General features: G+C 71.0%; 25 protein-coding genes. 14 read left to right on the plus strand and 11 right to left on the minus strand.

The annotated features are described in order from the left end of the window. Positions 1-19: 19 nt before the first annotated feature. Positions 20-1,135 (minus strand): mannose-1-phosphate guanylyltransferase, encoded by a 1,116-nt coding sequence (locus OE229_RS14175; protein ID WP_110861300.1) that lies wholly within the window; start codon positions 1,133-1,135, stop codon positions 20-22. 166 nt (positions 1,136-1,301) lie between these two features. Here OE229_RS14175 and OE229_RS14180 point away from each other — a divergent pair, with 166 nt between their 5' ends. The 6 genes from OE229_RS14180 to OE229_RS14205 all read left to right on the plus strand — a co-directional run bounded on the left by OE229_RS14180 (position 1,302) and on the right by OE229_RS14205 (position 6,834). Beyond that, positions 1,302-2,537 carry a glycosyltransferase family 4 protein gene (locus tag OE229_RS14180; protein WP_262138566.1) on the plus strand — a complete coding sequence of 412 codons (1,236 nt, stop codon included), beginning with the start codon at positions 1,302-1,304 and terminating at the stop codon, positions 2,535-2,537. 78 nt (positions 2,538-2,615) lie between these two features. After that, complete coding sequence (gene sdhC / locus OE229_RS14185; RefSeq protein WP_017888739.1) at positions 2,616-3,065, plus strand: succinate dehydrogenase, cytochrome b556 subunit; 450 nt, start codon at positions 2,616-2,618, stop codon at positions 3,063-3,065. Positions 3,066-3,076: 11 nt separating this feature from the next. Continuing rightward, positions 3,077-3,523 carry a succinate dehydrogenase, hydrophobic membrane anchor protein gene (gene sdhD, locus OE229_RS14190; protein ID WP_027466446.1) on the plus strand — a complete coding sequence of 149 codons (447 nt, stop codon included), beginning with the start codon at positions 3,077-3,079 and terminating at the stop codon, positions 3,521-3,523. A 49-nt stretch (positions 3,524-3,572) separates the two neighbouring features. After that, positions 3,573-5,366: a succinate dehydrogenase flavoprotein subunit gene (gene sdhA / locus OE229_RS14195; protein ID WP_262138567.1), complete on the plus strand. Its 1,794-nt coding sequence runs from the start codon at positions 3,573-3,575 to the stop codon at positions 5,364-5,366. A 1-nt stretch (position 5,367) separates the two neighbouring features. Continuing rightward, a complete protein-coding gene (locus OE229_RS14200) occupies positions 5,368-6,141 on the plus strand; it encodes a succinate dehydrogenase iron-sulfur subunit (RefSeq protein ID WP_262138568.1) in 774 nt (257 codons plus the stop codon). 51 nt (positions 6,142-6,192) lie between these two features. Continuing rightward, a complete protein-coding gene (locus OE229_RS14205) occupies positions 6,193-6,834 on the plus strand; it encodes a TNT domain-containing protein (protein ID WP_262138570.1) in 642 nt (213 codons plus the stop codon). Positions 6,835-6,902: 68 nt separating this feature from the next. On the opposite strand, the gene OE229_RS14210 is transcribed toward OE229_RS14205, so the two are convergent. The 5 genes from OE229_RS14210 to OE229_RS14230 form a co-directional block, all read right to left on the minus strand. Continuing rightward, on the minus strand, positions 6,903-7,607 hold the full coding sequence (locus tag OE229_RS14210) for a DUF805 domain-containing protein (protein ID WP_262138572.1): 705 nt from the start codon (positions 7,605-7,607) through the stop codon (positions 6,903-6,905). Next, entirely contained in the window at positions 7,604-8,188 is a 585-nt protein-coding gene (locus OE229_RS14215) for a DUF805 domain-containing protein (protein ID WP_182065814.1), read from the minus strand. The genes OE229_RS14210 and OE229_RS14215 overlap by 4 nt, the downstream gene beginning before the upstream one ends. A gap of 82 nt (positions 8,189-8,270) precedes the next feature. Continuing rightward, the gene (locus OE229_RS14220) at positions 8,271-8,843 is read right to left on the minus strand and encodes a DUF805 domain-containing protein (RefSeq protein WP_262138573.1); all 573 of its coding nucleotides are present in this window, start codon (positions 8,841-8,843) and stop codon (positions 8,271-8,273) included. A 121-nt stretch (positions 8,844-8,964) separates the two neighbouring features. Next, a complete protein-coding gene (locus OE229_RS14225; protein WP_262138574.1) occupies positions 8,965-9,909 on the minus strand; it encodes an NADP-dependent oxidoreductase in 945 nt (314 codons plus the stop codon). Between the two features lie 161 nt (positions 9,910-10,070). Further along, entirely contained in the window at positions 10,071-10,718 is a 648-nt protein-coding gene (locus tag OE229_RS14230) for a hypothetical protein (protein WP_262138576.1), read from the minus strand. A 149-nt stretch (positions 10,719-10,867) separates the two neighbouring features. Here OE229_RS14230 and OE229_RS14235 point away from each other — a divergent pair, with 149 nt between their 5' ends. Next, on the plus strand, positions 10,868-11,518 hold the full coding sequence (locus tag OE229_RS14235) for a TNT domain-containing protein (protein WP_262138578.1): 651 nt from the start codon (positions 10,868-10,870) through the stop codon (positions 11,516-11,518). Between the two features lie 175 nt (positions 11,519-11,693). On the opposite strand, the gene OE229_RS14240 is transcribed toward OE229_RS14235, so the two are convergent. From OE229_RS14240 to OE229_RS14260, 5 genes are read right to left on the minus strand one after another with little or no spacing between them, the layout of a single operon-like run. Further along, on the minus strand, positions 11,694-12,215 hold the full coding sequence (locus OE229_RS14240) for a hypothetical protein (RefSeq protein ID WP_262138580.1): 522 nt from the start codon (positions 12,213-12,215) through the stop codon (positions 11,694-11,696). Then, positions 12,212-14,590 carry a TNT domain-containing protein gene (locus tag OE229_RS14245; protein WP_262138582.1) on the minus strand — a complete coding sequence of 793 codons (2,379 nt, stop codon included), beginning with the start codon at positions 14,588-14,590 and terminating at the stop codon, positions 12,212-12,214. Before OE229_RS14245 ends, OE229_RS14240 begins: the two co-directional genes overlap by 4 nt. Then, positions 14,587-14,970, minus strand: a complete 384-nt coding sequence (locus OE229_RS14250; protein ID WP_262138584.1) for a DUF6507 family protein — start codon at positions 14,968-14,970, stop codon at positions 14,587-14,589. Before OE229_RS14250 ends, OE229_RS14245 begins: the two co-directional genes overlap by 4 nt. Position 14,971: 1 nt before the next feature. Beyond that, complete coding sequence (locus OE229_RS14255; RefSeq protein WP_262138586.1) at positions 14,972-15,289, minus strand: pore-forming ESAT-6 family protein; 318 nt, start codon at positions 15,287-15,289, stop codon at positions 14,972-14,974. A gap of 29 nt (positions 15,290-15,318) precedes the next feature. After that, complete coding sequence (locus OE229_RS14260; protein ID WP_027466433.1) at positions 15,319-15,654, minus strand: WXG100 family type VII secretion target; 336 nt, start codon at positions 15,652-15,654, stop codon at positions 15,319-15,321. Between the two features lie 99 nt (positions 15,655-15,753). On the opposite strand from OE229_RS14260, the gene OE229_RS14265 reads away from it, so the two are divergent. From OE229_RS14265 to OE229_RS14295, 7 genes are read left to right on the plus strand one after another with little or no spacing between them, the layout of a single operon-like run. Continuing rightward, positions 15,754-16,866, plus strand: coding sequence for an FHA domain-containing protein (locus tag OE229_RS14265; RefSeq protein ID WP_262138588.1), 1,113 nt, complete (start codon positions 15,754-15,756; stop codon positions 16,864-16,866). Further along, positions 16,863-17,972, plus strand: a complete 1,110-nt coding sequence (locus tag OE229_RS14270) for a DUF6177 family protein (RefSeq protein WP_262138590.1) — start codon at positions 16,863-16,865, stop codon at positions 17,970-17,972. The genes OE229_RS14265 and OE229_RS14270 overlap by 4 nt, the downstream gene beginning before the upstream one ends. Next, the gene (locus OE229_RS14275; protein ID WP_262138591.1) at positions 17,956-18,234 is read left to right on the plus strand and encodes a hypothetical protein; all 279 of its coding nucleotides are present in this window, start codon (positions 17,956-17,958) and stop codon (positions 18,232-18,234) included. The genes OE229_RS14270 and OE229_RS14275 overlap by 17 nt, the downstream gene beginning before the upstream one ends. Next, complete coding sequence (locus tag OE229_RS14280; protein ID WP_262138593.1) at positions 18,231-19,598, plus strand: EsaB/YukD family protein; 1,368 nt, start codon at positions 18,231-18,233, stop codon at positions 19,596-19,598. The genes OE229_RS14275 and OE229_RS14280 overlap by 4 nt, the downstream gene beginning before the upstream one ends. Before the next feature lie 2 nt (positions 19,599-19,600). Further along, a complete protein-coding gene (locus tag OE229_RS14285; RefSeq protein WP_262138595.1) occupies positions 19,601-20,455 on the plus strand; it encodes a hypothetical protein in 855 nt (284 codons plus the stop codon). Continuing rightward, positions 20,452-24,516 carry a type VII secretion protein EccCa gene (gene eccCa / locus OE229_RS14290; RefSeq protein WP_262138596.1) on the plus strand — a complete coding sequence of 1,355 codons (4,065 nt, stop codon included), beginning with the start codon at positions 20,452-20,454 and terminating at the stop codon, positions 24,514-24,516. The genes OE229_RS14285 and eccCa overlap by 4 nt, the downstream gene beginning before the upstream one ends. Then, positions 24,506-24,850, plus strand: coding sequence for a hypothetical protein (locus OE229_RS14295; protein ID WP_262138597.1), 345 nt, complete (start codon positions 24,506-24,508; stop codon positions 24,848-24,850). The genes eccCa and OE229_RS14295 overlap by 11 nt, the downstream gene beginning before the upstream one ends. Position 24,851: the final 1 nt, after the last annotated feature.

The following is a 24,851-nucleotide window of genomic DNA, read 5'->3' on the forward strand; positions in this document are numbered from 1 at the left end:
GGGGTTTGTCGGTGGAGCGCTACAGGACGTCGCCGCGGCCGCTGATCTTCAGCGCATCCACCACGCTCTTCACCCGTTGCGCGTTCGCGCTCGTGGTGACGAGCAGGGCGTCCGGGGTGTCCACGACGACGATGTCCTCGACGCCGATGAGCGAGATGAGTCGCTGGCTGTGCGAGATCACGATGCCGCTCGACGAGTCCGCCAGGATGCGTGCACCGTCCCCCAGCACGGCGAGGTTGTTCGGCCGACCGCCGGACTGCAACTTGGCGAGGGAGGCGAAGTCACCCACGTCGTCCCAGTCGAAGTCACCGGGGACGACCGCCATGCGTCCGGCGGCGGCGGCCGGCTCGGCGACGGTGTAGTCGATCGCGATCTTCTCGAGCATCGGCCAGACGGCATCGACGACGGCGCCGCGGGCCGAGGTGTCCCAGGCGTCGGCGAGTTCGTTGATGCCCGCCAGCAGCTCCGGCTTCGTCCGGCCGATCTCCGCGAGCAGCACGTCGGCGCGCGCGATGAACATGCCGGCGTTCCAGAGGTAGTTGCCCTGCTCGACGTACGAGCGGGCGGTGTCGAGGTCGGGCTTCTCGACGAACGACTTCACCGCGTGCGCGGTCGGGGCGCCCTCGATGTCGAGCGCGACGGTGTCGGCGTTGATGTAGCCGAAGCCGATCGCGGGTTCCGTCGGGGTGATGCCGATGGTGGTGACGTAGCCGGCGCGGGCGACGGCGACGGCCTCGCGCACCGAACGGCGGAAGCCACGGGCGTCCCCGATGACGTGGTCGGCGGCGAACGAGCCGATGACGACGTCGGGCTCGCGGCGCACCAGGATCGCCGCGGCCAGGCCGATGGCGGCCGTGGAGTCCTTCGGCTCGCTCTCGAGCACCACGTTGTGGTCCTCGACGCCGGGCAGCTGCGACTCCACCGCGACCCGGTGCGCACGGCCGGTGACGACCATGATCCGCTGGTCGCCGGCGAGCGGCGCCAGGCGGTCCCAGGTCTGCCGCAGCAGCGAGGTACCGGAGCCCGTCAGGTCGTGCAGGAACTTGGGTGCGTCCGCGCGCGACAACGGCCACAGGCGCGATCCGATGCCCCCTGCGGGGATGATCGCGTAGAAGTCTTCGAGAGCGTCAGCCACGCGCTCACCGTACCGGTCCCGCCGGGCGGATCCTGGGTGGTCTCCGCACGATTCCCGCATGCGGGCTCCCGCAGCGTCGGCCGCCGCGTTGTTCACCCGGCGCGCGCGTCCCGTTCACGTCGTCGGCCCCGCCGGGTCACGTCCCGCCCGGAGCATGGGCAGCACCATGAGCGCACGCAGCGTGGAGCGCGGCACGTCCCCCCGGACCGTCGCCGTCGTGACCGAGAGCTTCCTGCCCACCCTCAACGGCGTGACCACCAGTGTCCTGGCGGTCCTCGACCACCTGGAACGACGGGGCCACCGCGCGGTCGTGATCGCACCGGACACCCCCGGGCTCGCCCAGTTCCGGTCGCGCAGCGCCGTGGAGCGCTACCGCTCCTTCGACGTCCACCGCATCCCCGCCGTCGCCTACCGCCAGTTCCCGGTGGCACTCCCCCACCCGGTGCTCGACACGATCCTCGCCGCCTCCGGCGCCGACGTACTCCACGCCGCCAGTCCGTTCCTGTTGGGTGGACGCGCGATCACGGCAGCCGGGAGGCTCGGCATCCCCTCCGTCGCCGTCTTCCAGACCGACGTGGCCGGGTTCGCCCGCCGCAACGGCCTGACCGCGACCGTCCCGTTGGTGCGGAAGATCCTCGGACGCATCCACGCCGGGGCCTCGCTGACGCTCGCCCCGTCGAGCGCGACGGCCGCGATGCTCGCCGAGGAGGGCGTGCCCCGCGTCGCCCGCTGGGGTCGCGGCGTCGACACCGAGCTGTTCCACCCCGCGCGCCGGTCGACCGGGCACGTGCGGACGCTCCGCCGCCGCCTGGCCCCGAACGGCGAGACCATCGTCGGCTACGTCGGCCGACTCGCCCCGGAGAAGGAGGTCGAGCGGCTCGCCGAACTCGGCGGCGTCCCCGGCATCCGGGTCGTCGTGGCCGGAGGAGGTCCGTCGCGGGCGATGCTCGAACGTCGGCTCCGGCACCTCGACGTCACCTTCACCGGCCCCCTGCGCGGCGACGCCCTCGCCGACGCGTACGCGGCGCTCGACCTGTTCGTGCACACCGGCCCGGCCGAGACCTTCGGGCAGACCCTGCAGGAGGCCCACGCCTCCGGCCTGCCCGTGATCGCACCGGCGTCCGGCGGCCCGCTCGACCTGGTCGCCCCGGGGCTCGACGGCGAGCTCTACGACGCCGGTGCTCCGCAGGCCCTGCGGCACGCGGTCCTGCGGCTGCACCACGACCGCGCGCTGGCGGAGCGGATGGGTTCCGCCGGACGGCTCCGGGTCGAGGGAACCGCCTGGGAAGCCGTCGGCGACCAGCTCCTCGACCACCACGACACGGCCCGCACCATCGGCGCGCCGCCCGTCGGACGGGGCCTCCGGGCCGGTCGGGACGAGAAGGTCAGCGCCCGCGCATAGGATGGGTCGTGTTCCACACGAACACGAACGGCAAGGGCTCGCCGATCGGGCGAGCCCGTCCTATGGAAGGACGAGCTCATGGCTGAGCACACCGGCGGGGGTACGGCAACCGCGGTGCCCGACGTCTCGATCGAAGCCCCGCGGGCTTCTCGGACGCCACAGGGCACGCTCTACCGCGGTTCGATCGGGATGTGGTCGTGGGTCCTCCACCGCATCACGGGCGTGGCGATCTACTTCTTCCTGCTCGTGCACATCCTCGACACGGCGCTCGTGCGGCTCTCCCCAGAGGCGTACAACGCGGTCATCGGCACGTACAAGACCCCGATCATGAACCTCGGCGAGATCGCGCTCGTCATGGCCATCGTGTTCCACGCCTTCAACGGCCTGCGGATCATCCTGATCGACTTCTGGTCGAAGGGCCCGAAGTACCAGCGGGCCATGTTCTGGATCGTCATGGTCCTGTGGGCGGTGGCGATCGCGGGCTTCCTGCCCCGCCAGCTCATGAACCTCGTCGCGGACTTCAACTGAGGGGCACGGACATGACCACGCAGATCGTCGAACCTCCCCGCTCGGCCGCAGCCGCCCGCAGCACCACCAACTGGGAGAAGTGGGGCTGGATCTACATGCGCGCCTCGGGCGTGCTGCTCGTCGTGCTGATCTTCGGCCACCTCTTCGTCAACATGGTGGCTGGCGAGGGCGTCAAGCAGATCGACTTCGCCTTCGTCGCCGGCAAGTGGGCCAATCCCTTCTGGCAGGTCTGGGACTCGCTCATGCTGGTCCTCGCCCTCATCCACGGCTCGAACGGCATGCGCACGATCGTCAACGACTACGTGTCGAAGCCCGGCATCCGCAAGACGCTGCTCGTCGCGATCCTGGCCGCCTGCGTCGTGCTGATCGTCCTCGGGCTCCTCGTCTGCTGGACCTTCGACCCGTGCCCCGCCGGCGCGGCTGCCGCCGACCTGCCGTCCTTCTGCCCGGCGCAGTAGCACCACCACCGCCACTGCCCGCGTTCCCACCGTCTACGGAAAGACCCCTGTGACCGAGACCACCGTCCACCACCACCAGTTCGACATCGTCATCATCGGCGCCGGAGGCGCGGGCATGCGAGCCGCGATCGAGGCCGGCCCGAAGGCGAAGACGGCCGTCATCTCGAAGCTCTACCCCACCCGGTCGCACACCGGTGCGGCGCAGGGCGGGATGGCCGCGGCCCTCGCGAACGTCGAAGAGGACTCGTGGGAGTGGCACACCTTCGACACGATCAAGGGCGGCGACTACCTGGTCGACCAGGACGCCGCCGAGATCCTCGCGAAGGAGGCGATCGACGCCGTCATCGACCTCGAGAACATGGGCCTGCCGTTCAACCGCACGCCCGAGGGCAAGATCGACCAGCGCCGTTTCGGTGGGCACACCCGCGACCACGGCAAGTCCCCGGTCCGCCGCGCCTGCTACGCCGCCGACCGCACCGGGCACATGATCCTGCAGACGCTGTTCCAGAACTGCGTGAAGCTCGGCGTCGAGTTCTACAACGAGTTCTACGCACTCGACCTCATCATGGTCGACGTCGTCGGTGACGACGGCGTCACCCGCCAGCAGCCGGCCGGCGTCGTCGCGTTCGAGCTCGCGACCGGTGAGCTGCACGTCTTCCACGCCAAGGCGATGATCTTCGCGACCGGCGGCTTCGGCAAGATGTACAAGACCACCTCGAACGCGCACACCCTGACCGGCGACGGCGTGGGCATCGTCTGGCGCAAGGGCCTGCCGCTCGAGGACATGGAGTTCTTCCAGTTCCACCCGACCGGGCTCGCCGGGCTCGGCATCCTGCTGACCGAGGGCGCCCGCGGCGAGGGCGCGATCCTCCGGAACGCCTCGGGCGAGCGCTTCATGGAGCGGTACGCCCCCACCATCAAGGACCTCGCTCCGCGTGACATCGTCGCGCGCTGCATGGTGCAGGAAGTGGCCGAGGGCCGGGGTGCCGGACCGAACAAGGACTACGTGCTGCTCGACTGCACGCACCTGGGGGCCGAGGTCCTCGAGACCAAGCTCCCGGACATCACGGAGTTCGCCCGCACGTACCTGGGCGTCGACCCCGTGGTCGAGCCGGTGCCCGTGATGCCGACCGCGCACTACGCGATGGGTGGCATCCCGACCAACACCGACGCCGAGGTGCTGTACGACAACACCACCGTCGTCCCCGGCCTCTACGCCGCCGGCGAGTGCGCCTGCGTCTCCGTGCACGGGTCGAACCGCCTCGGCACGAACTCGCTGCTCGACATCAACGTCTTCGGCAAGCGCTCGGGCAACAACGCCGCCGAGTGGGTCAAGACCGCCGAGTTCCTCCCCCTGCCGGAAGACCCGGCTGCCGGCGTCCGCACCATGCTCGACCGGCTCCGTGCTTCCACCGGCACCGAGCGCGTCTCCGCGCTCCGCAAGGAACTGCAGGAGGAGATGGACAAGAACGCGCAGGTCTTCCGCACGGACGAGTCGCTCGCCCGTGTGACCGAGACCCTGCACACGCTCCGCAACCGCTTCATGCAGGTCTCCGTGCAGGACAAGGGCAAGCGGTTCAACACCGACCTGCTCGAGGCCGTCGAGCTCGGGTTCCTGCTCGACCTGGCCGAGGTCGTCGTCTACTCCGCACGCAACCGCAAGGAGAGCCGCGGCGGCCACATGCGCGACGACTACCCGAAGCGCGACGACGAGAACTACATGCAGCACACCATGGCGTACCTGACGGGCGACCCGCACTCGTCCCTCGCCGACGACCACATCACGCTCGACTGGAAGCCCGTCGTCATCACGCGGTACCAGCCGATGGAGAGGAAGTACTGAGATGACCGACACCCTGGTCTCCGAAGCGCGCCGCACCGACACCGTGCAGGACGCCCCTCCCGGATCCTTCTCCGTCACGGTCATCGTCCGTCGCTTCGACCCCGACGTCGACGACGAGCCGCGCTGGCAGGACTTCGACGTCATGATGCTGCCGACCGACCGCATCCTCGACGCCCTGCACAAGATCAAGTGGGAGCAGGACGGGTCCCTGACCTTCCGCCGATCCTGCGCACACGGCGTCTGCGGTTCCGACGCCATGCGGATCAACGGTCGCAACCGACTGGCGTGCAAGACCCTGATCAAGGACCTCGACGTCTCGAAGCCGATCTACGTCGAGGCGATCAAGGGTCTGCCGCTCGAGAAGGACCTCGTCGTCGACATGGAGCCCTTCTTCCAGAGCTACCGCGAGGTCCAGCCGTTCCTGCAGTCGTCCTCAGCCCCGACGCCCGGCAAGGAGCGTGTGCAGTCCGTCGCCGACCGCGCCCGCTTCGACGACACCACGAAGTGCATCCTCTGCGCCGCGTGCACGTCGTCCTGCCCGGTGTTCTGGACCGACGGGCAGTACTTCGGTCCCGCCGCGATCGTGAACGCCCACCGCTTCATCTTCGACTCCCGCGATGACGCCGCGGACGTCCGCCTCGACATCCTCAACGACAAGGAAGGCGTCTGGCGCTGCCGCACGACCTTCAACTGCACCGACGCGTGCCCGCGCGGCATCCAGGTCACGAAGGCGATCTCCGAGGTCAAGCAGGCGATCATGCGGGGCCGGGCGTAGTCCCGGCTCCGTCCGAGGCCCAGCACCACGCCGACCGATAGGCTCCCGACCATGACGTTCGCGGACACCCGCCCCATCCTCGACCAGCTCGGCTACACGACCCGGTACGTGCAGCTCCCCGGCGAGACCCTGCACGAACCGCCGGTCGAGGGAGCGCTCCGCGTCGTCCAGACCGACGCCTCCGGCTACGCACTCGAGGTCGTCGACTACGGCACGGCTCGTCGTCTCGCGCAGGCCACGGGTGAGGACGACGCGGTCGAGATGCTGCGCCGGTTCCTGAACCGTCCGTTCCCGGAACCGCGTGACATCCCCCGCCACGAGCTCGACGGGCTCCGCGACCGCGCAGCGTCGACCTACCCGCAGCTCGCGCAGCAGGTCGCGCAGGCCGGCGAGCAGGGGCTGACCATCCAGATCCCGGCCAGTGTGCCCGTCGACCGCATCGGTGGCCCGGACGGCTACCTGCTGCACCCGCTCGATACCCCGCTGCCCAGCCGGTCGCTGCCCCCGCACGTGGCGGCGTCGCCGGAGACCCACCGGTACGTCGTCGACCGGCCGTTCCTGGTGAACGTCCGCTTCGTCCAGCCGTGGTTCGAGCAGCCGGGCGGCGCGCTGCGCTTCCAGATCGCCGACCCTTCGGCCACCGTTCGGGACCTGGTCGTAGACGGTGCGCTCGTCCGTCTCCGGGCGGTCTGAGCTCCGCCGACACACGAACAGCCCGCCCCGCGCTCGATGCGCGGGGCGGGCTGTTCTGGTTCGTGGAGCTAGCGCAGGTCGGGACGGTCGTACTGCGCACCGGCAGGGTTCGACGGCAGGCAGCCGAACACGATCGCAGCTGCGCTGACGAAGAGCGCGATCAACCAGAACGGGCCTGCCAGGTTCGCGTCGTGCACGCGACGCCAACCGAGGGCGATACCCGGCACGATCGTGGCGAGCCACCAGATGAAGTAGAGCGCGAGCAGGACGAAGGCGAACGGCGACGGCGCGCTGCTCCCCGTGGGGTTGCCGTACTCGTCGACGGCGCCACTCGTCCCGACCGTCGCGAAGAGGACGGCGTAGAACCCGCCGAACAGCACGATCGTCACGATGGCGTTGGCGAGCACGAAGTACCAGAACTCGCTCCGGCTGGCGCGGCCGTCGAACCGGGCGTACTTCTTGAAGAACCGGGTGAACGCGTCGAGGAACCCGATGCCGTACCACGGTGCCCAGATCGGCGGGACACCGTCGGGCCCGAGCGGGACCGGCTGCGCGAACTGCGGGTACGGGTCAGCGTACGGCTGCGCGTACGGCTGCTGGTGCGGCTGCTGTCCGTAGCCCGGCTGCTGCCCGTACTGAGGCTGCTGCCCGTACTGAGGCTGCTGCCCGTACCCGGGCTGCTGCCCGTATCCCGGCTGCTGCCCGGAGCCCGGCTGCCCCTGCTGCTGATCGCCCCCGGGCTGGCCCCACTGGGGCGTCCCGTCGTTGCTCATCGGCTCGAGTCGGGGCGGTCGTACCGCGCACCCTGCGGGTTCGAGGGCAGCAGGCCGAAGACGATGCCGACGATGCCGACGAAGAGCGCGATGATCCACAGCGCACCGGGGAGGTTCGCGTCGTGCAGGCGGCGCCATCCGAGGGCGAGCGTCGGGACGATGATCGCGAGGCCCCAGAGCAGGAACAGGATGCCCGAGATGACGAAGAGTGCCGACGGGTCGGTGACGGTCGACTGGACGCTGGTGGACGTCGCGGTCGACGTGGACACGGTCGAGCGCTCTGAGGTGCCGATACCGATGCCGTACAGGATGCTGAGGACGACGAACACGATCCCGTTCGCCAGGTACCACCACCAGAACTCGCTCCGGCTGGCACGACCGCTGAACGTCGCGTACTTCTTGAAGAAGCGACCGACGGCCTTGCCGAACGAGATCCCGTACCACGGCGCCCAGAGCGGCGGTTCGCCGTCGGGCCCGGTCGGCGGCTGCTGGCCGTACTGCGGCACGCCACCGTACTGCGGTGCGCCGCCGAACTGGGCGTTCGGCTGGTTGTTCGGATCCTGCGGGTACTGGTCGCTCACGTGGTCCCCCTCGAGTGGTGTCCGGCGTTTTCGTCCGAGTCAACCAGAACTCCTGAGGGGCCGTCAGAACCGGTGCCGCGCGTCAGCCCTGCAGCGGGCGGTCGTACTGCTGCCCCTGAGGGTTCGAGGACATCAGCCCGATGATCAGCGAGAACAGGATGCCGATCGGCGGGACGATGAACAGCAGGGCGAGCAGGCCACTGAGGTTCACGTCGTGCAGCCGCCGAACCGTCAACGCGATGAACCCGAGGGCACAGGCGAGACTCCACAAGCTGCCGAGGCCGTCCGAACCGTCGTCGACGAACGGCAGCACGTCGAACCCGCTGCCGATGATGCCGGCCACCGCCGAGCCGATGAGGTACCAGAGCGCCCAGAACCAGTACTCCGACTGGCTGGCCCGACCGTCGAACCGCACGTACTTCTTCCAGAACCGCAGGAACGCTTGGGGGAAGGGGATGCCGTACCAGGGCGCCCAGAGCGGCGGCTCGGACCTCCCACCACTCGGCTGCCCCGGACCGGGCCGCGCCGACTGCCCGTACTGCCCGTTCTGCCCGTACTGCCCGTACTGCGCCGGAGGCTGCTGGCCCCACGGCTGCTGTCCGTACGGGCCCGGCTGCTGCCCGTACGGGTCGCGGGGCGGGTACTGGTCGCTCATCGGTGCGTTCCTTCCGGCGGGGGCTGTCGGTCCACACAGAGTGTGGCACTCCCCCGAGCCGGCGAGCGTCATCCGTGCGGACGACTCCTGTCCCGACCGTGCACCTGACCCGACCGTGCGGTCAGGGCAGGAGCGCGAGCTTGCCTCCGGGGTGCCCGGACTCCAGCAGTTCCGCCGCCGCCTTCGCCTCAGACAGGGGGAAGGTCCGCGCCACCGGGACCTCGAGCTTTCCGGCGCCAGCGAGGTCGATGAGCCGCTGCCGAACGGAGTCACGGAACGCCTTGCTCTCCGGCTGTGCGCCGCCGATCGCCCGGATGCCGTCGGACTCCGCGCGGCCGGGTGCCGCGATGGTCACGATGCGCGAGCGGTCTGCGACGAGCGCGAGGGAGACGTCCACCGCCTCGTCGGTGCCGACGCAGTCGAGCGCCACGTCGACGCCGTCGCCCGTGCCGTCCGCGACCAACGCTCGGACCCGCTCCTCGAGCCCGTCCCCGTAGGCGATCCACTCCCCACCGAAGTCCGCGACCACGTCGGCGTTCCGTTCGGACGCGGTCCCGATCACCCGGGCGCCGAGCAGGCGGAGCTGCTGGAGCAGGCTGATCCCCACGGCTCCGGCGGCGCCGTGCACGAGGACGGTGTCGTTCCCGGAGGCCCGGGTGACCCGGAGCATGTCGGCTGCGGTGGTCCCGGCGAGGAGGAGGTTCGCGGCCTCGGGGAAGCCGAGCGAGGCGGGCTTCGCGAACACGTCGCGCGCGGGCACCGTCAGTTCCTCGGCCCACCCGCCCTGGACGCGGAACGCGAGGACATCGTCACCGACGGCTCCCCCTCCGGACGCGATCTCGGTGTCGGGCCCGATCGCGCTGATGGTGCCGGCGACCTCGTAGCCGACGGCGATCGGCAGGTCGGACGGGTCACCCTGGCGGGTGTGCTTCGTGTCGGCGGGGTTCATGCCGGCGGCGCGGACGCGGATGGTGACCTCGCCGGGGCTGGGCGTGGATACCGCTGTGTCGGTGTACTCGAGGACCTCGCTGCCGCCGAACCGCGGTGCCACCCAGTGCTTCGTCATGCGGGCGACGGTACGCCGATGGCCTGCTGGCGTGACGAGCCACGAGCAACCGACGAGCCTCGCGGACCTCCTGAGAGCCCGTACGGAGAAGGGTTTGGCCTTGGTCGCGTTCGAAGACCCGCGCAATCATGTCGACGCCGTCGTCATGGACCGGCTGGACGTCAGCCGCATCGCCGTCTGCAGCAGCGCTCGAGGACGCGCTCGCGCGAGCACGCGCCGGCCGCCGCGCCCACGACCACTTCCGCCGCGAACACGATGCGGAGGTGGCAGCGTGGCGATCGCGAGGAGGCGACGCGTGGATGCGCGGTGAGTCCGGCTTGTGGATGAGGGGGTTTCCACAGCGCTGACCCCCGAATGCAGGTGTTCACGCGTCGGGAGGACTGGGGCAGCGGCACGGGACCGCCTCCGAACCACGCGCGGTGCGAAACCTCTCTGACCGTCCACCCGAGCAGATTCCTGTTGTCCTCGACGGACAAGGACATCCCACTGGGAAGTTCGTCGCGGCGTTCGAGGAGCCAGTGCGCAATCGGGAGACCATGAGCCTCACGCAGGTATCCGCACGCGTCCGCGACGATCCACAACTCAGCATCTGCCGCCGATTCGAAACGTGTACCCGTCAGAGCGCCCGTCCCTCGGCCCCGCCGCCACTCGACCACCGATCCGTCCGATACCGCGAAGCGCTGAACCGTCTCGAGATCGCCGTGCTGGACCTTCTGCGCGTCGACGACGACGCGGTCGTTCCCGGCGCGCCGCAGGACACTCTCGAGGAGCCCCATGTGACGGAACACTCCCGGAGCGTCTTTGGTCATGACAGGACTCCAGAGCACCCGAGGGCACGCACGGAACAGCATGTGGATCTCCACGAGGTGCTTTCTCGCTTCACCGAGGACCGCGCGGGAGCTGGTGTAGCACAGCGACTCGCTCCACGAGCGCCGACGTCCATTGTTACGCTCGTCACGTGACGTTCGAACAACTGCGCGCGGCCCTCGACAACCGGGGACACAGCCCCGAACAGGTGCTCCTCCCCGACGAACGTCCGGTCGGGCCGCCTGTCGAGGGCGCGCTCCGGGTGGTACAGATCGGGGAGCGGTTCGAGGTCCACTGCACGGACTACGGGCGAGCGCGGCTCGTCGCCGCGTCACCCGACTTCGACGGCATCGCTCGGTCGTTGTTGTCGTTCCTCGACCGGCCGCTTCCACCTGTCTTGGCGATGACCTCCGCTGAGGTCGCGGCGATCGAAACGCGACTCGCTCCGTATTACCCGAAGTTGCGCGAGCAGATCACCGCTCGTGGTGGAGCGAGCCTGATTCAGCTTCCGCCAGGAATCCTCCTCGACCGGATCGGTGCGCTCGACGGCTGGCTCCTGACAGAGCTGAATTCGTCGTTCGAGTCCCGCTCCTTGCCGCCGACGGCGCTTCGCGAGCCGTCTGGCGTCCACCAGTTCGTGACCGAGGCAACAGTCCTCGTACAGGCATCGATCGTGCCGAGCTGGTTCGGCCAGCCCGGAGGTTCTGTTCGCTACGCGATCGCCGACGAGTCGGTCACGATCCGGGACCTCATCGTCGACGGTTCGCTTCGGCGGGTTTCCGTGCCGGTCGGGGCGCGGTAGCTGGGGTAGCGCTCGATCCGATGACCGGGGAAGGACCCGGCGAAAGTTGCCCCCGGTCCTCAATCTTCTGGCCGCGTCGAACTCGACGCCTCTGACGCGCTGCTTTCGGACGGGGCTAGCCAGGCCAGGCTGGCGCGCGCAGCGCGCTCCGAAGCATTTCGGCTGTCGTCGGGGTCTACGTGCGAATCCCGTGCGCTGCCAGCCGCTCCATCGGGGAGGACGCGGAAACGACGTCGATCACCTGCTCGAGTGGCAAAGCGCGCACCCAGGCGAGTCGGTACGCAGCACTCGCTGCCGGTATCCCGAAGGCCCGGACGATGTGCTCGTCACCGTGCCCCCAGGAGAAGACGTAGGTGCCATCGTCCGATTGCAGGGTCACGGCCTCTGGCGCAGTGGCCCGGCCAGGGAACCACAGGCCCGACGAACGATTGCTGCCGTCCCTGATCGCGATGAAGCGCTCGACGTCGTCGATGTGCGAAAACTCTGCCGCTGTGGACTCGTGCGCTCGGTCGCGGTCGACGAGCCGGTACCCTTTTGTGCAGGATTCGACCCTGCTGGAAGTCTCTGTGTTGCCGTACTCGAAAATGACCTCCGGCTGACGAAGAATTCCCGGTAGGCCAGACCAGTCCGGTCCGGAATTTCCGACGAACGCTCCGAGCTGGGCGGCATGGGGAATGTCAGCAGGCGACGGGGTCACGGGATGACCACAGCCTTACGGACAAGCGTCGGTCGCCAACCGAAGTCTGGTACTCCTTCGAGCATCTGCTTCACGGTCAGGGCCTTCCCACTCGACGGATCGATGATCTGGACCTGCAAACCTCCGCCCGGTTGCGCGAACGCAGGATCAACCCGGCTGATCTGCACCCGGAAGCCGTTCTCCTTCATCGCAGCCGTGTCCATCTCGAATACGGAGTAGGGGTCACGGAGATTCGTGGGAGGAAGACCGCGTTGTTCGAACGACGTTCCCGGGAACGAGAAGTACCCGCCAGTGTCACCTCCCATGCGATCGACGGTCGTCGAGTAGTACTGATCGAACGTGGTCGGATCTTCGAACTCGATCCGCGATCCGGCGACGGCGCCGTTGTTTTCCGGGTAGCGAGGCCGCCCGTCCGGCTGGATGTAGCGCTCAACGTACTCGTCGCGGGTCAGCGGGGTGCCGTCCGCATGGTGACCGTAGTACCCGTCAGGGCCGGGTTTGGTCGTGAGGAACTGCTCAGTCGCGGGATTGACACGGCCGCTGCCTTCGTAGAGCGGATCGCCTGGCGCGGCGAACGCAGGGTTGAACGCGCCGTGGTCGGGATGTGCTTCCCCGTACCCCGGCTCCGTGGTGCCCGGCGATTCGTCGACTGGAGCGACCTCGTCGCGGACGTGGGTGACCCCCTTCGGCAGTTCGCCGTCGGCACGGGTGAGGTCGTCAACGAGCGGACCGCCGCCGGGGCCCGCGTGGTTCGCCACACCGTCCCCGTACGGCACCTGCCCGAACGACTCCTTCGGGTTCGCCTCGTGCCCACGGTCCGGCGGAACGCCGTCGCCCGGCTCGGCACCCGACCCAGTGCCGTGGTCGGCGTCCGTCCCGTGGCCGGAGCCGCCCTGGCCCGTCGGACCGCCACCGTTCGCGCCCGAGCCGTCCCCGTGCCCAGCCCCGCCGTGCGACCCCGACGTCGAACCACCGTCCGCCGTCGCGGTCCCGCCGTGTTCCCCGCGCCCACCGGCCCCGATGGGTGCAAGCTCCCGCTCCGGCACGCGCACCGTCGCATCGCTGCCGCCGTCAGCGCGCGCGCTCGCGTCACTCCCCGGACGCACGTCCGCGTCCGCCTCCGTCCGAGCCGGCGGCACCTCTACGTCGGTGTCGCCGTGTCGTCCGTGCAGGAAGTCGCCGAGCCCGGTCTTGAAGTCGGCGAGGCGCCCGGTCGACCCGACGGCGTCGTCACCGACGCCCTTCGTCATGATCGTCTTGAGCTCATCGAGCTTGGGCAGCACCTTGGTCAGGCCCTTCGAGACCCACGCGCCGGGTTCGACGAGCTCGAGGTACTTGCCCGCCTTGCCGACGCCCCCCGCGACTCCCCCGACCTTGCCGACGGCACCGAGCTTGCCCGCCTGCCCGGCGATCGGGATGACGATCGAGCCGATCCCCCACAGGGCCTGTCCGGCGGCGCGACCGGGGTCCCTGCCCCATTCGTCCCAACCGATGGTGGCCTTCCCCACCTGGGTCCACGCCTCGCGCTGGAGCTCAGGGTCCTTCTGCATGGTCTTCGTGTTGAAGCCGGTGAGGGCGAGCACTCCGCTCCACGACGTCGCCGCGGTTTCCAAGTGGAAACCCGTGCCGTCCAGACCGACGAGGGTGCCGAGCCCCTTCACGGTGCCCCAGATGCCGTCGACGACGACGGCCTTGAGCATGTTCGGCAGGAAGTCGACGGTCTTCTCGGAGCACGATTCCTTGCGTTCCGATGCGGTCCCCCACGGCAGCTTCGTGCCGGCGGGCAGTTCGTCGTAGCCGTATGCGAGGGCATCGTCCGAGCCACTGCCGCTCATCGCGTGCAGCGGTTGCAGGCCGGACAGCCCGCGGATGGTGTTCGCGCAGGTGCGCTCGGCAGCCTGGTACGCCACCACCTGGGCGGCGACGCCGTTGATGATCGCGTTGTTCTCGTCGGTCAGGGTCGCATCCTGATCCCAGGACTCGACGACCGCGTTGTTGCCGTACTCGGTCGTCGCGGTCTTCGGGGTGAACGCGTCGACATCGCGGTGCAGCTGCTCGGCACGTGTGACGTAGGCCTTGAGCGCTGCGACGATCGGCGTGACCTCGGTGACGAACGTGTCCAGCGCCTTCGCAGCGGTGTCCAGGTCGTCGCCGAACGTCGTGCCCTGGGGTCCGACGGGCGTCATGACCGCGAACAGTTCCTCGTCGCTCGGGCCCTCGTAGGATCCGGAGATGCCACTCCAAGCGGTCACGATGTCGGCAGTGCCGTCACGGACTGCGGATGCGACGGTCCGCAGCGAAGCGGCCCCGCTCGTGATCGCCTCGAGTTGGACGTCCGTGTACGGAATGGCTCCCGTCTCGACGACGCCGGTCACCGGTCGAACATCCCGTCGAACGCTCGGAAGTCGCCGTTGGTGGACGCCGTGACGGCGTTCGCCTGCGCCGTCGCTGCACCCATCTCGTCATCGCCGTCGACGATGGCGCGTGTTGCGCCGGCAGCACCGTACAGCGACGCCTGGATCCGATTCTGGATCCCCGTGAGTGTGGCCTGCCGGTGCTCGAAGAACCCGGCAAGCGCCTCACCGATCACCTGTGACTGTGCTGCCGTCGCGGCGTCCTGCACGACTTCTCCGACGCCCCGCATGGATCCGTCCTCGGATCCGCCCAGTGCGTTGTTCATCGTCGTGGCCTTGGTGGACACGTCCGCCAGCACAGCCTCGACCCCCGCGGGGTCGACCCGCCATCCGTCGACCACGTCAGCCGATGTTGCCGACGGCTGACTTCGCCTTGCTGATGGCCGACTGCGCCGACTCGTCGTTCGACTGCAACGATGCACGCAGCGTCGCGATGATCTGCTTGACCTCGCCGGCGACGGTGTTCCACCGCTGTTCCTTGGCGTGGTACTCGTCCGAGACGCCGTCGGCCTGGTAGTCGGCCATGGCTGCCTTCACGGCCGAGTCACGCTGCGCGATGAGCGACTCGAGCTGCGCCGCCACGGCGTTGAAGTTGTCCTGCGCGTTCTGCGAGGCCGCGACGTCGTAATCGCGACGATCTGCCTGATTGCCACCGCTCATGGTGTTCTCTCCCTCTCCCCGGAGATCCGTCAGGCGCGGCCGCTGAAGCGGGCCGCGTCGAAGTTCGAGCTGCCCTCGAGCGAGCTCGTGGACTGCGCCATGTCCTGGTCGCCTTCCTGGAACGAACGGTCCATGCCCGAGATGCCCTGCAGCACGCTCGCGAGCGCACCGTTCAGCTCGTTGGCGATGGTGTCGGTCTCGGCCTTGAAGCGGTCGAAGGCCTGTCGACCGGCACCGTTGAAGCGACCCTGCAGCGGCTCGGCCGAGTCGGCGAGCTTGCGGACGAGCGTCCCCAGGTCACCGGAAGCACCGGACGTCTGCTTGGTCAGGTTCGTCAGGACCTGAGCCCCCATCGCGAACTTCATCGCGCATCCCCTTCGTCGTTTCCCCCACCCCGAACGGGTGACAGCGAACACTCGCAGCGTAGACCACGTCCGCCGCGCGCGTCACCCCCGGGTTCTGACATGATCGTTCCTGCCGAGGGGAGGTGGGGCATGTCGTCGATCGTGGTCGAGTCCGTGGTGCCCGTGCTGACCTGTGGTCGATGCGGGGTCGCAACGAGCCAGGGCCAGCGCTTCTGCACCGACTGCGGCGCCCTCCTCGGGCGCACGACCGGCTCCGCCGAGTACGACGCACTGCAGGGCGTCGCCACGGCCCCGGCCGGTTCCGTCCTCCTTGCCCGGCTGGTGGACGTCGTCGTCTGCCTGCTCGGCGGTGCCGCCGGCGCCGCCCTCCTCTTCCTCGCCCGCGCCGCGGTCCGCTCCTCTGACCCCGTGGGCACCGGCGTCGCCGGAGCGGTCGCCGGGCTCGTCGTGACGACCGTGATCACGGTGATGCGTGCCTCCAGGACGGGCCGCGGGCCGGGCGGGTTGCTCCTCGGTACCCGCGTCGTCGACGTCGACGACGCGCTGCCCGCCGGGCCCGTCCGGCAGCTCACCCGACTCGGTGACCGTCGGTACCGGCGTGCGGCCGGAGCCGGCTCGTGGGCCGCGGCGACGGGCACGCTGACCGCCTCGCTGAACCGCGGACGCGAGCCGCTCGACCCCGCGGTGCCCGCGCTCGGCACCGCCTTCGGTGCCGCCGCGTCGGCGGGTGTCCGTCCGGGGTCGACGCCGCTGCCTGGAGGCGCGGTGCAGGCTGGTCTGGACGCCACCCGTCGTGCGGGGTTCGGTCCCACCCCCGCGCCCGGATTCGCGGCGGTGCCCGCGCCGACCGAACCGGTGGCCGACGACTCGGTGCCGCCCGACGCGGTCGTCCTGCGGTTCGACTCCGGCGCCGTGCACTGGTTCGGCGGAACCTGCGTGATCGGCCGGAACCCCGAGGCGGAGCCCGGCGTCGCGACGGTTGCGGTGCCGGACCTGTCGCGCACGCTCTCGAAGACGCACGTCGCCCTCGTGCAGGCCGGCGGGGTCGTCGTGCTCCGCGACCTCGGTTCGACCAACGGCACCTCGGTGGTCCGTCCGGACGCCTCGTTCCAGGACCTCGTCCCCGGCGTGGACCTGCCCGTACCCGTCGGCTCGACGGTCCGGATCGGCGACCACGCGTTCGTGGTCGACCGGGTCGGAGCCGCGACGTGAACCCGCTCCGAGGCGACACCGCCGAGGACGACCGCCCGGTCGCGAAGCACCCGCTCGTCGACTCGGCGGGCGACGGCAGCATCCGCTACGAGACCCGCTCGGGAATCGTGCGGCTCGGGCGCGCCCAGGCCGACCTGCTCGCCACCGCGGCACGCGAGGGCGCCCGCCCGATCCTGGTGACCGACGGCCTGTCCGTCGTGACCGAGGCCTTCCGCCAGGCGTTGCTCGACTGCGGCGGGGCGTGGGTCGTCCGCGGTGACGACGGCCTGCGGAACGGACTCGACGGCGGACGACTCGACGACTTCAGGGACGCGCTCCGGACCGACCCGCCGACCTTGGTGCAGGACGTCGCCGTTGGGTACCTGCGGCCGTGGACGCCGACGGCGGATCACCTCGTCGTCTCGGTGTCCGTCCGGCACCGGGCCGCGGACGAGACCGTCCTCGGGGCCACCACCGAACTCCTCGCGACGGAGCTCGCCGGGGCGGCACCGACCGGTTGGGGGACGCACGAACCCGCGGGTCACGCGTGGGACCGGTGCACGCTCACCGAGGCCGCTCGCTCGCGGATGCCCGACGCCACGCGGTTCCTCGCCGTCGGTTCACCCCACGCGCCCCTCGCGGTGACGATCGCCGTGCAGCGCACCGAGCACGGCGTCGAGGAGCTCACAACCGGGCTGCTCGCGGTCGGTGCGCTCGGGGACACCGTCTCCGACATGCGGGTCGCCGCCGTCCCGCAGGTGCTCGGGCGGCTCGCCACGACGCAGCTGCCGCTCTTCGCCCTGGTGCTCCGGCGCCCGGGCCGCGCGGACCTCGCGCAGGCGCCACGCCTGTCCCCGCCCCCGCTGCCGGTCGCGATGCTCCTCGGTGCGCCGGCGGTCCGGCAGCTCGACCTCGACGTCGAGGCGATGCGCGACCGCTTCGGCGCCGTCATCGCCGGACGCCCTCGGATCCCGGCGCTCGTGCTGCCCTTCGGGCGGCAGCAGGAGCGCAACCCGGTCGAGGAGCTGGCCGACGTCGTCGGCCACATCGGCCCCGACCGCGTCGCCGACGCCGTCGGGATGGACGACCGGACGAGGGAGCAGGTGCAGCGTGCCGCGGAACAGTGACTCGATCCTGCTGGAGAGCGTCTCGACGCACCGCCGACGACTCCGGCAGGCGTTCGTGCTCGGGCGCCTCGCCGACCGCCGGTCGGTGAACGACAACGTCAAGCGGTTCATCGGCAGCGTGGTGCTCGCCGCGGTCGTGGGGGTCGGGTGCCTCGGGTACTCCTTCGTCACGAACGCACTAGCGCAGCAGGCCGCTCAGCAACAGGCGCAGCAGACACCGCGACCGGTGCCGACCACGCAATCCCAGCAGGAGACCAATTGAGCGACTTCACCCGCGTGACCGTCGTCGGTGTCGGCCGCCGTGCCGACGTCGTCGTCGCCTCCGATGAGCCGTTCGCCGGACTGCTGCCGCGCCTGGTCGACATCCTCGACGAACCGATCGCGGACAGCGCGCAACCCGTCGCCCTCGTGCGCGTCACCGGCGAAGAGGTGTCTCTGGCCGCGGACGCCGCCACGCAGGAGATCGCCGACGGCGAGGTCCTGCACCTCGTCCGTCGCGCCGACGCACCTCCGCCGCCCGAGGTCTCCGACGTCACCGACGCCGTCGCGGACTCGCTCGGCCGTCGTCGCGACGGCTGGGGCACCGCCGCACGCCAGTCCGTCGCCGCCGCAGCCGTCGGGGCCACCGCCTCGGTCGCGGGCACCCTCGTGGTCGCCGCGTTCACCGTCGCGTCGGTCCGAGCCGCGTTCGACGGCGGGACCGTCTCCCCCGCACTGTTGCCGTCCGTGCTCGTCGGCAGCGGCGTGGTCCTGGCGATCGCGGCGCTCGTCGCGGGTCGTGCCGGGGCCCGCTGGACCGGCATCGCCCTCACCGCCGCGGCCACCGGGCTCGCGCTGCCGATCGGGCTGGCCGTCGGACCGGTCGTCGGGCGGGACGGCGACCAACCCGCGATGGTCGCCGCCCTGGTGCTCGTCTGGGCGTGGATGGCGCTCGGTTTCGGACTCGGCGTCGGACAGCGCACGCGCACGATCGGCGTCGCGGCCGTCGTCGGCGTCGTGCTCCCGCTGCTCGGCATGCTCACCTGGCTCACTCCGGCCCCGCAGGCCGCCGGTTGGGGCGTGGTCGGGATCGCAGCCATCGCCGTCTGCGGGCTCCTGCCCTCGGTCGCGATGTCCTCCGCCGGACTGACCGGCCTCGACGACCGGGTGAGCGGCGGCGAGCCCGTCGCTCGCGCCCGCGTCGTCACGGCGCTCGAGGACGCGTACCGGGCACTCGACTGGACGACCGCCGCGGTGGCCGCCCCCATCGCCCTCGCCGGCGCCGCACTCGTCTCCGACCGCGGCCCCTGGGCCGCCGGGCTCGGCGCCGCGGTGGTCGTCGTCGCCGCACTCCGCACGCGCGCCTTCCCGCTGACGCTGCAGGGCGTGCTGCTCTGGAGCGCCGTCGTGGTCGCCGCGGTGCTCGGGCTCCTCGGCCATGCCACCACCGCACCGTTCCAGGTGTTCGGCGCGCTCGCAGGCCTCGGGGTGCTCGGAGCCCTGCTTGCCGGGGTCCGGCCGGCCGCACACCAGCGAGCCCGGCTGCGGTCGCTCGGCAACGTCCTCGAGACCATCTCGGTCGTCGTGGCACTGCCGCTGCTGCTCGGTACCTTCGGTCTCTTCGCCGCACTCCTGGAGACGTTCTGACCATGCGGCTCCTCGACGACCTCGTCCCCGCGCTCGGGCGGGCGTTCTTCGGCAGCGTGGCCGGTGGTGCACGCGAGCTCGACGATGCGCACCGGGCCATCCGGCAGGCCGTTCCCACCAGTCGGCGCATCGCGTTCGCCTCGCTCCGGGGCGGCACCGGCTGCTCCGTGACCGCCGCAGCCGTGGCGACCGTGCTCGCCCGTCGTCGCTCCGGACGGGTGCTCGGCGTGGACGGTGCCGCCGGGCTGCGCTCGTTCGCCACCCACGCTGGCGCCGACCGGACGGACCCGACGCCGCGGTCCGAGCGCCGTGACGCCGCCCGGACGTCCTGGGACGCGACCGACGGTCTGGCGGTGACCCCGTCCGGACTGCACGTGCTCCGGATCGGCGACCCGCGCCTCCCGAGCCGACAGGCCTCACCCGCCGAATGGACCGACGCCGTCGAACCGATCGCGCGGTTCTTCGACGTCGTCGTCGGGGACTGGGGGTCAAGGAGCCCGTTCGTCGACCTCGGCGCCGTGGCTGCCGATGCCCACGTCGTCGCCCTCGTCACCGGCACGGACCGCCCCGCCATCGAGGAGGGCGTCGCCCACGCCGACGCCGTCCGGCGGCACGCGCCGGACACCCGCGTCCTGGTCGTCCCGGTCGACACCACGGGGGCTGGCCTCCGGGCCGCGCGCACCGCCGTCCGGTGGCCCGGGCACGCCGTCCACCCGATCCCGGGCGACCCGAGCGCCGCCGGGGTCGGCGAACGCCCCACCTCCTCCCGTATCGCGCTCATCCACCTGACGGCAGCGCTCGTCGACGCCGCGGTCGACCGTCGCACCAGCCACACGACCCCGGAGGTCGCCCGGTGAACCGCGTCGTGCACCGGCCCGCCCGGGTCTCAACCCCGCTCGTCCGTCCCGAGGCCGACCAACTCGCCCCGCCACCGCAGCTCCCGGAGGGGCCGAGTGGCGGCCTCCCGCTGCAGTCGCTGCTGCCGGTCGTCGGTGCGATCTCGTCGGTCGTGATGATGGTCGTGCTCCGAGGAAACAACCCGGTGCTCATGGTCGTCGCCGCCCTGGTCTTCGTGGTCGCCCTCGTCGGCGGCCTCGGCATGGCGTTCACCCAGCGGGGCAATGCCGTCCGGAACCGACGGACGCAGCGCGAGCGGTACCTCGACTACCTCGAGGAACTGCGCGGTGCACTGCGGACGCGGACGACCGCCGTCCGCGAGCGCGCCGAGCACGTCGACCCCGCACCTGACACCCTCCCCCGCCTCGTCGGTGACCCGGCACGCCTCTGGGAACGGCGGCGCACGCACGGTGACTTCCTGCGGGTCCGCGTCGGATCAGGTGACGTGGGGTGGCTCGACCTCGCCGTGCCGCCGGACCAGAACCCGGTGCAGCCTCTCGACCCGCTCATGCTCGCCGAGCTCGAGCAGGTCGCCGAACACTACGGCACCGTGCACGCCATGCCCATCGCGGTCCGACTCGACGGCGCCGGGGACGTCTCGGTCGTCGGTGACCGCGACGCCGTGCTCGAGGTCGCGCGGGCACTCGTCGTGCAGCTCGCAGCGCTGCACGCCCCGGACGACCTGCACCTCGCGGCGGCGTTCCCGGCGACGCACGCCGATGACTGGGACTGGTTCGACCTGCTCCCGCACGCACGGATGGACCGCACCTTCGACGGGCCGCTACGTGCGCGCCGGGTCGCCGAGGACGTCTCGGCGCTCGCACGCACCCTCGCCGGCGAGTTGGGCGAACGCGCCCGGACCGCCGCGATGTACCGGCGGTCCGGCGACTCGGCCAAGCGCAGCGACCTGCCGCGCCTGGTGGTGTTCGCGGACGAGCACGGCGCCGTTGCCGTTCCGCTCGCGCTCCCCGAGGGCGAGACCCGGCCGGAGGACCTCCGGATCACGGTCGTGCACCTCGTCGCCGACCGGCTGGACGAACCGTCGGACGTCCGGGTGCGGGTGACTGCGCGGTCGAACGCCCCGGGTGCCGACCGTGGCACGGGCTCCGGATCCGGTGCACGCACGACGCTCCTCGAGATCGTCGACGCCCGCGACGTCGAGGAAGGTGAACCCGCACCGGTCCAGCTCGCTGTCTGCGACCCCGTCGCCCCGCCCCTCGTCACCGCCGTCGCACGAGCGCTCGCGCCCCTCCGTCTGTCCGCCGACACCGAGCAGCGTGCCGAGTCGTCGGCCGCCATCGGCGTCTCGGACCTGCTCGGGGTCGACGACGTCGCCACGATCGACCCGGACCGCACCTGGCGACCCCGAGCCCCGCGGGACTTCCTGCGCGTGCCGATCGGTGTCGATGACTTCGGCGCTCCGCTGCTGCTCGACCTCAAGGAGTCGGCGCAGCTCGGCATGGGTCCGCACGGCATCTGCATCGGCGCGACCGGGTCCGGCAAAAGCGAGATGCTCCGCACCCTCGTGCTCGGCCTCGCGGTGTCACACCCGCCGGAGGACCTCGCGATGATCCTCGTCGACTACAAGGGCGGTGCCGCGTTCGCCCCGTTCGCCCGCCTCCCGCACGTCGCGGGTCTCATCGACAACCTCGCCGACGACCCGCAGCTCACCCGGCGTGCTCGCGCGTCGATCGCCGGAGAGGTCCGACGGCGTCAGGAGATGCTGCGCGACGCCGGATCGGCGCCCTCGATCACGCACTACCGGGAGCTCCGCACCCAGCGACCGGACCTTCCGCCGATGCCGCACCTCGTGCTCGTCATCGACGAGTTCGGCGAGCTGCTCACCGCGGAACCCGAGTTCGTCGACCTGCTCCTCATGATCGGCCGCATCGGACGATCGATCGGCGTGCACCTGCTGCTCTCGAGCCAGCGCATCGAAGCCGGCAAGCTCCGCGGCCTCGACACGTACCTGTCCTACCGGCTCGGCCTGCGCACGTTCTCCGAAGCCGAGAGCCAGGTCGTGCTCGACACGGGCGACGCGTTCCACCTGCCCGCGGTGCCCGGCTACGGCTACCTCAAGGTCGACACGAGCGTGTACACCCGGTTCCGATCCGGCTACGTGTCCGGCCCGGTCGAAGACGCCGCTCCCGCGTCGGCCGTCACCACGTCCGCGGTCGACACCGCCCCCGAGCCCTTCGAGCTGCCCGTCTACAACACGCTGGCCGCCGAGGACGACGGACCCGGTGAGGTCACGCTCGAGGCACCCGACGTCGGAAGGAGCGTCGTCGACGAGGCCGTCGAACGCCTCGACCGCGGCGACCGCGACACCACGCCGGTGTGGCTGCCGCCGCTACCGACGCGTCTGGCACTCGGCGCCGTCCTCGACCCGAACGCCGTCTCCGACCCGACCGGGGTCACGGTGCCGATCGGTTTGCTCGACGACCCCGCGCGGCAGCGACAGCGGCCGTGGATGCTCGACCTCACGCGCGGCGGCGGACACGTCGCCGTCATCGGGGCGCCCGGCTCCGGCCGGACCACGTTCCTCCGCACGCTGGCCGCATCGATCGCGTTGACCACCACGCCCCGGCAGGTCAGCGTCTACGGGATGGACCTCGCCGGCGGCGGCCTCGGCCGCATCGAGGGCTTCCCGCACGTCGGCGGTGTCGCCACGCGTGCCGACCGGAACCGCCTGCTCCGGCTGGTCGAGGAGCTGCAGGCGATGATCCGTCTGCGCGAACGGGTCTTCCGCGACCACGGCATCGACTCGCTCGCGATGCTCCGCACCCGGCACGCCGCCGGACGTGTCCCCGAACTGCAATCGGCGGACGTGGTGCTCCTCGTCGACGGCTTCGGCGTGATGCGCACCGAGTTCGAGGAGCTCGAGGATGCTTTCGCCGACCTGATCCAGCGCGGCGGCAGCTTCGGCATCCACGTCGTCCTCGGGCTCACCCGGTGGAACGAACTCCGGCTCGCGAGCCAGCCACTGATCGGGCAGCGGTTCGAAATGCGCCTCAACGACCCGGCAGACTCCACGATCGCCCGCGCCGCCGCGGCGACCCTGAAGTCCGGCGAGCCCGGTCGTGTCCTCACGGACGGCGAGTTGTTCGGCCAGGTGGCCCTGCCGGTGCTCGACGACGTGGAGGACGGTGTGGTCGGCGACGAACTCGGCGCCCTCGCCCGGCGGGTCGCCGACAGCTGGGGCGGTCCGGCTGCCGCGCCGATCCGCCTGCTCCCGGAGTCGTTTGACCCGGCCGAGCTCCCGGACCCGCTCGACACCCCGACGAGGGTGCCGTTCGCGCTCCGCCAGGACACGATGGACTTCGTGGCGTTCGACCCGGCCGTCGACCAGCACCTGCTGGTGTTCGGTGACACCGCCAGTGGTAAGACCGCACTCCTCCGGGGGCTGGCGGCCGGGTTCATGGATCGTTCGACGCCGGACGAGCTCGTCCTCGCCTTCATGGACGTCCGCGGCAGCGCTGCGGCAGGGACGCCGGACGACTTCCTCGGCGGGCACGCGGCGAACGGCCGGGACGCCCGCGGGCTCGCCGCGGCCATCGCCGCCGAGCTCGAGCAGCGCGCAGCCGGCACGTCCACCGGCCCGCGGCCGCGCATCGTGGTGCTCGTCGACGACTACGACATCGTCGCCTCGGCCGGCACCGACCCGCTCGCGCCCCTCATGCCGTACCTGCCGTCGGCGCGTGACCTCGGGCTCCACGTCGTGCTCACGCGGCCCGTCGCCGGTGCGGCACGCGCGATGTACGACACCGTGATCCAGTCGATCCGCGACTCGGGTGCGACCGGGCTCGTGCTGAGCGGCGAGCGGTCGGAGGGGCAGGTGTTCCCGAAGGTCTACGCGGAGCAGTTCCCGCCCGGCCGCGGGCGTCTCGTCCGACGCGGGACGCCCGCACGAATCGTGCAGGTCGCCCACTTCCCCACGGCGACGACCGTCACCCTGGCGCAGGCCGACCCCGCCGGTCAGACGACCGTGCTCGACCCGAAGGGAGCCGTCGATGCCCCGTGAGGTGAACCTCCTGTCCGCTGCGGCTCCGTCGTCGCTCGCTCTGGTCGAGGCCGGAGCGCGGATCGCGCCGGATCTGCGGGTGCGAACGCTCGACCGCGTGGTCACCGAGATCGTCGACGACCGCGGGCGTGCCGTCCTGAGTGTCCAGATGCCCGAGCGTGTCGACAACGCCGCCGAGATCGCACGACTCGCCCCGTGGGCGACGCTCGCCGCACCCGTCTGGTGGACAGAGGCCTGGGTTCCGTGGGGGCCGACGGGCGAGGTCGGTGTGGCGATCGTCCGGGCCTTGGCAACGTCGATCGACGCCCAGCTCCTCGTGGAGAACGGCTCGTGAG

The organism is Curtobacterium poinsettiae, assembly GCF_025677645.1.
Taxonomy (GTDB): Bacteria; Actinomycetota; Actinomycetes; order Actinomycetales; family Microbacteriaceae; genus Curtobacterium; species Curtobacterium poinsettiae_A.

What these genes read in the sequence shown, in the direction of transcription:
- OE229_RS14255 (WP_262138586.1), bottom strand. Translation starts at nt 15,289, where the DNA reads ATGAGCGGTGGCAATCAGGCAGATCGTCGCGATTACGACGTCGCGGCC.
- OE229_RS14205 (WP_262138570.1), top strand. Translation starts at nt 6,193, where the DNA reads ATGACGTTCGCGGACACCCGCCCCATCCTCGACCAGCTCGGCTACACG.
- OE229_RS14210 (WP_262138572.1), bottom strand. Translation starts at nt 7,607, where the DNA reads ATGAGCAACGACGGGACGCCCCAGTGGGGCCAGCCCGGGGGCGATCAG.
- OE229_RS14265 (WP_262138588.1), top strand. Translation starts at nt 15,754, where the DNA reads ATGATCGTTCCTGCCGAGGGGAGGTGGGGCATGTCGTCGATCGTGGTC.
- OE229_RS14285 (WP_262138595.1), top strand. Translation starts at nt 19,601, where the DNA reads ATGCGGCTCCTCGACGACCTCGTCCCCGCGCTCGGGCGGGCGTTCTTC.
- OE229_RS14260 (WP_027466433.1), bottom strand. Translation starts at nt 15,654, where the DNA reads ATGAAGTTCGCGATGGGGGCTCAGGTCCTGACGAACCTGACCAAGCAG.
- OE229_RS14225 (WP_262138574.1), bottom strand. Translation starts at nt 9,909, where the DNA reads ATGACGAAGCACTGGGTGGCACCGCGGTTCGGCGGCAGCGAGGTCCTC.
- OE229_RS14200 (WP_262138568.1), top strand. Translation starts at nt 5,368, where the DNA reads ATGACCGACACCCTGGTCTCCGAAGCGCGCCGCACCGACACCGTGCAG.
- sdhD (WP_027466446.1), top strand. Translation starts at nt 3,077, where the DNA reads ATGACCACGCAGATCGTCGAACCTCCCCGCTCGGCCGCAGCCGCCCGC.
- OE229_RS14220 (WP_262138573.1), bottom strand. Translation starts at nt 8,843, where the DNA reads ATGAGCGACCAGTACCCGCCCCGCGACCCGTACGGGCAGCAGCCGGGC.
- OE229_RS14180 (WP_262138566.1), top strand. Translation starts at nt 1,302, where the DNA reads ATGAGCGCACGCAGCGTGGAGCGCGGCACGTCCCCCCGGACCGTCGCC.
- OE229_RS14295 (WP_262138597.1), top strand. Translation starts at nt 24,506, where the DNA reads ATGCCCCGTGAGGTGAACCTCCTGTCCGCTGCGGCTCCGTCGTCGCTC.
- OE229_RS14230 (WP_262138576.1), bottom strand. Translation starts at nt 10,718, where the DNA reads ATGACCAAAGACGCTCCGGGAGTGTTCCGTCACATGGGGCTCCTCGAG.
- sdhC (WP_017888739.1), top strand. Translation starts at nt 2,616, where the DNA reads ATGGCTGAGCACACCGGCGGGGGTACGGCAACCGCGGTGCCCGACGTC.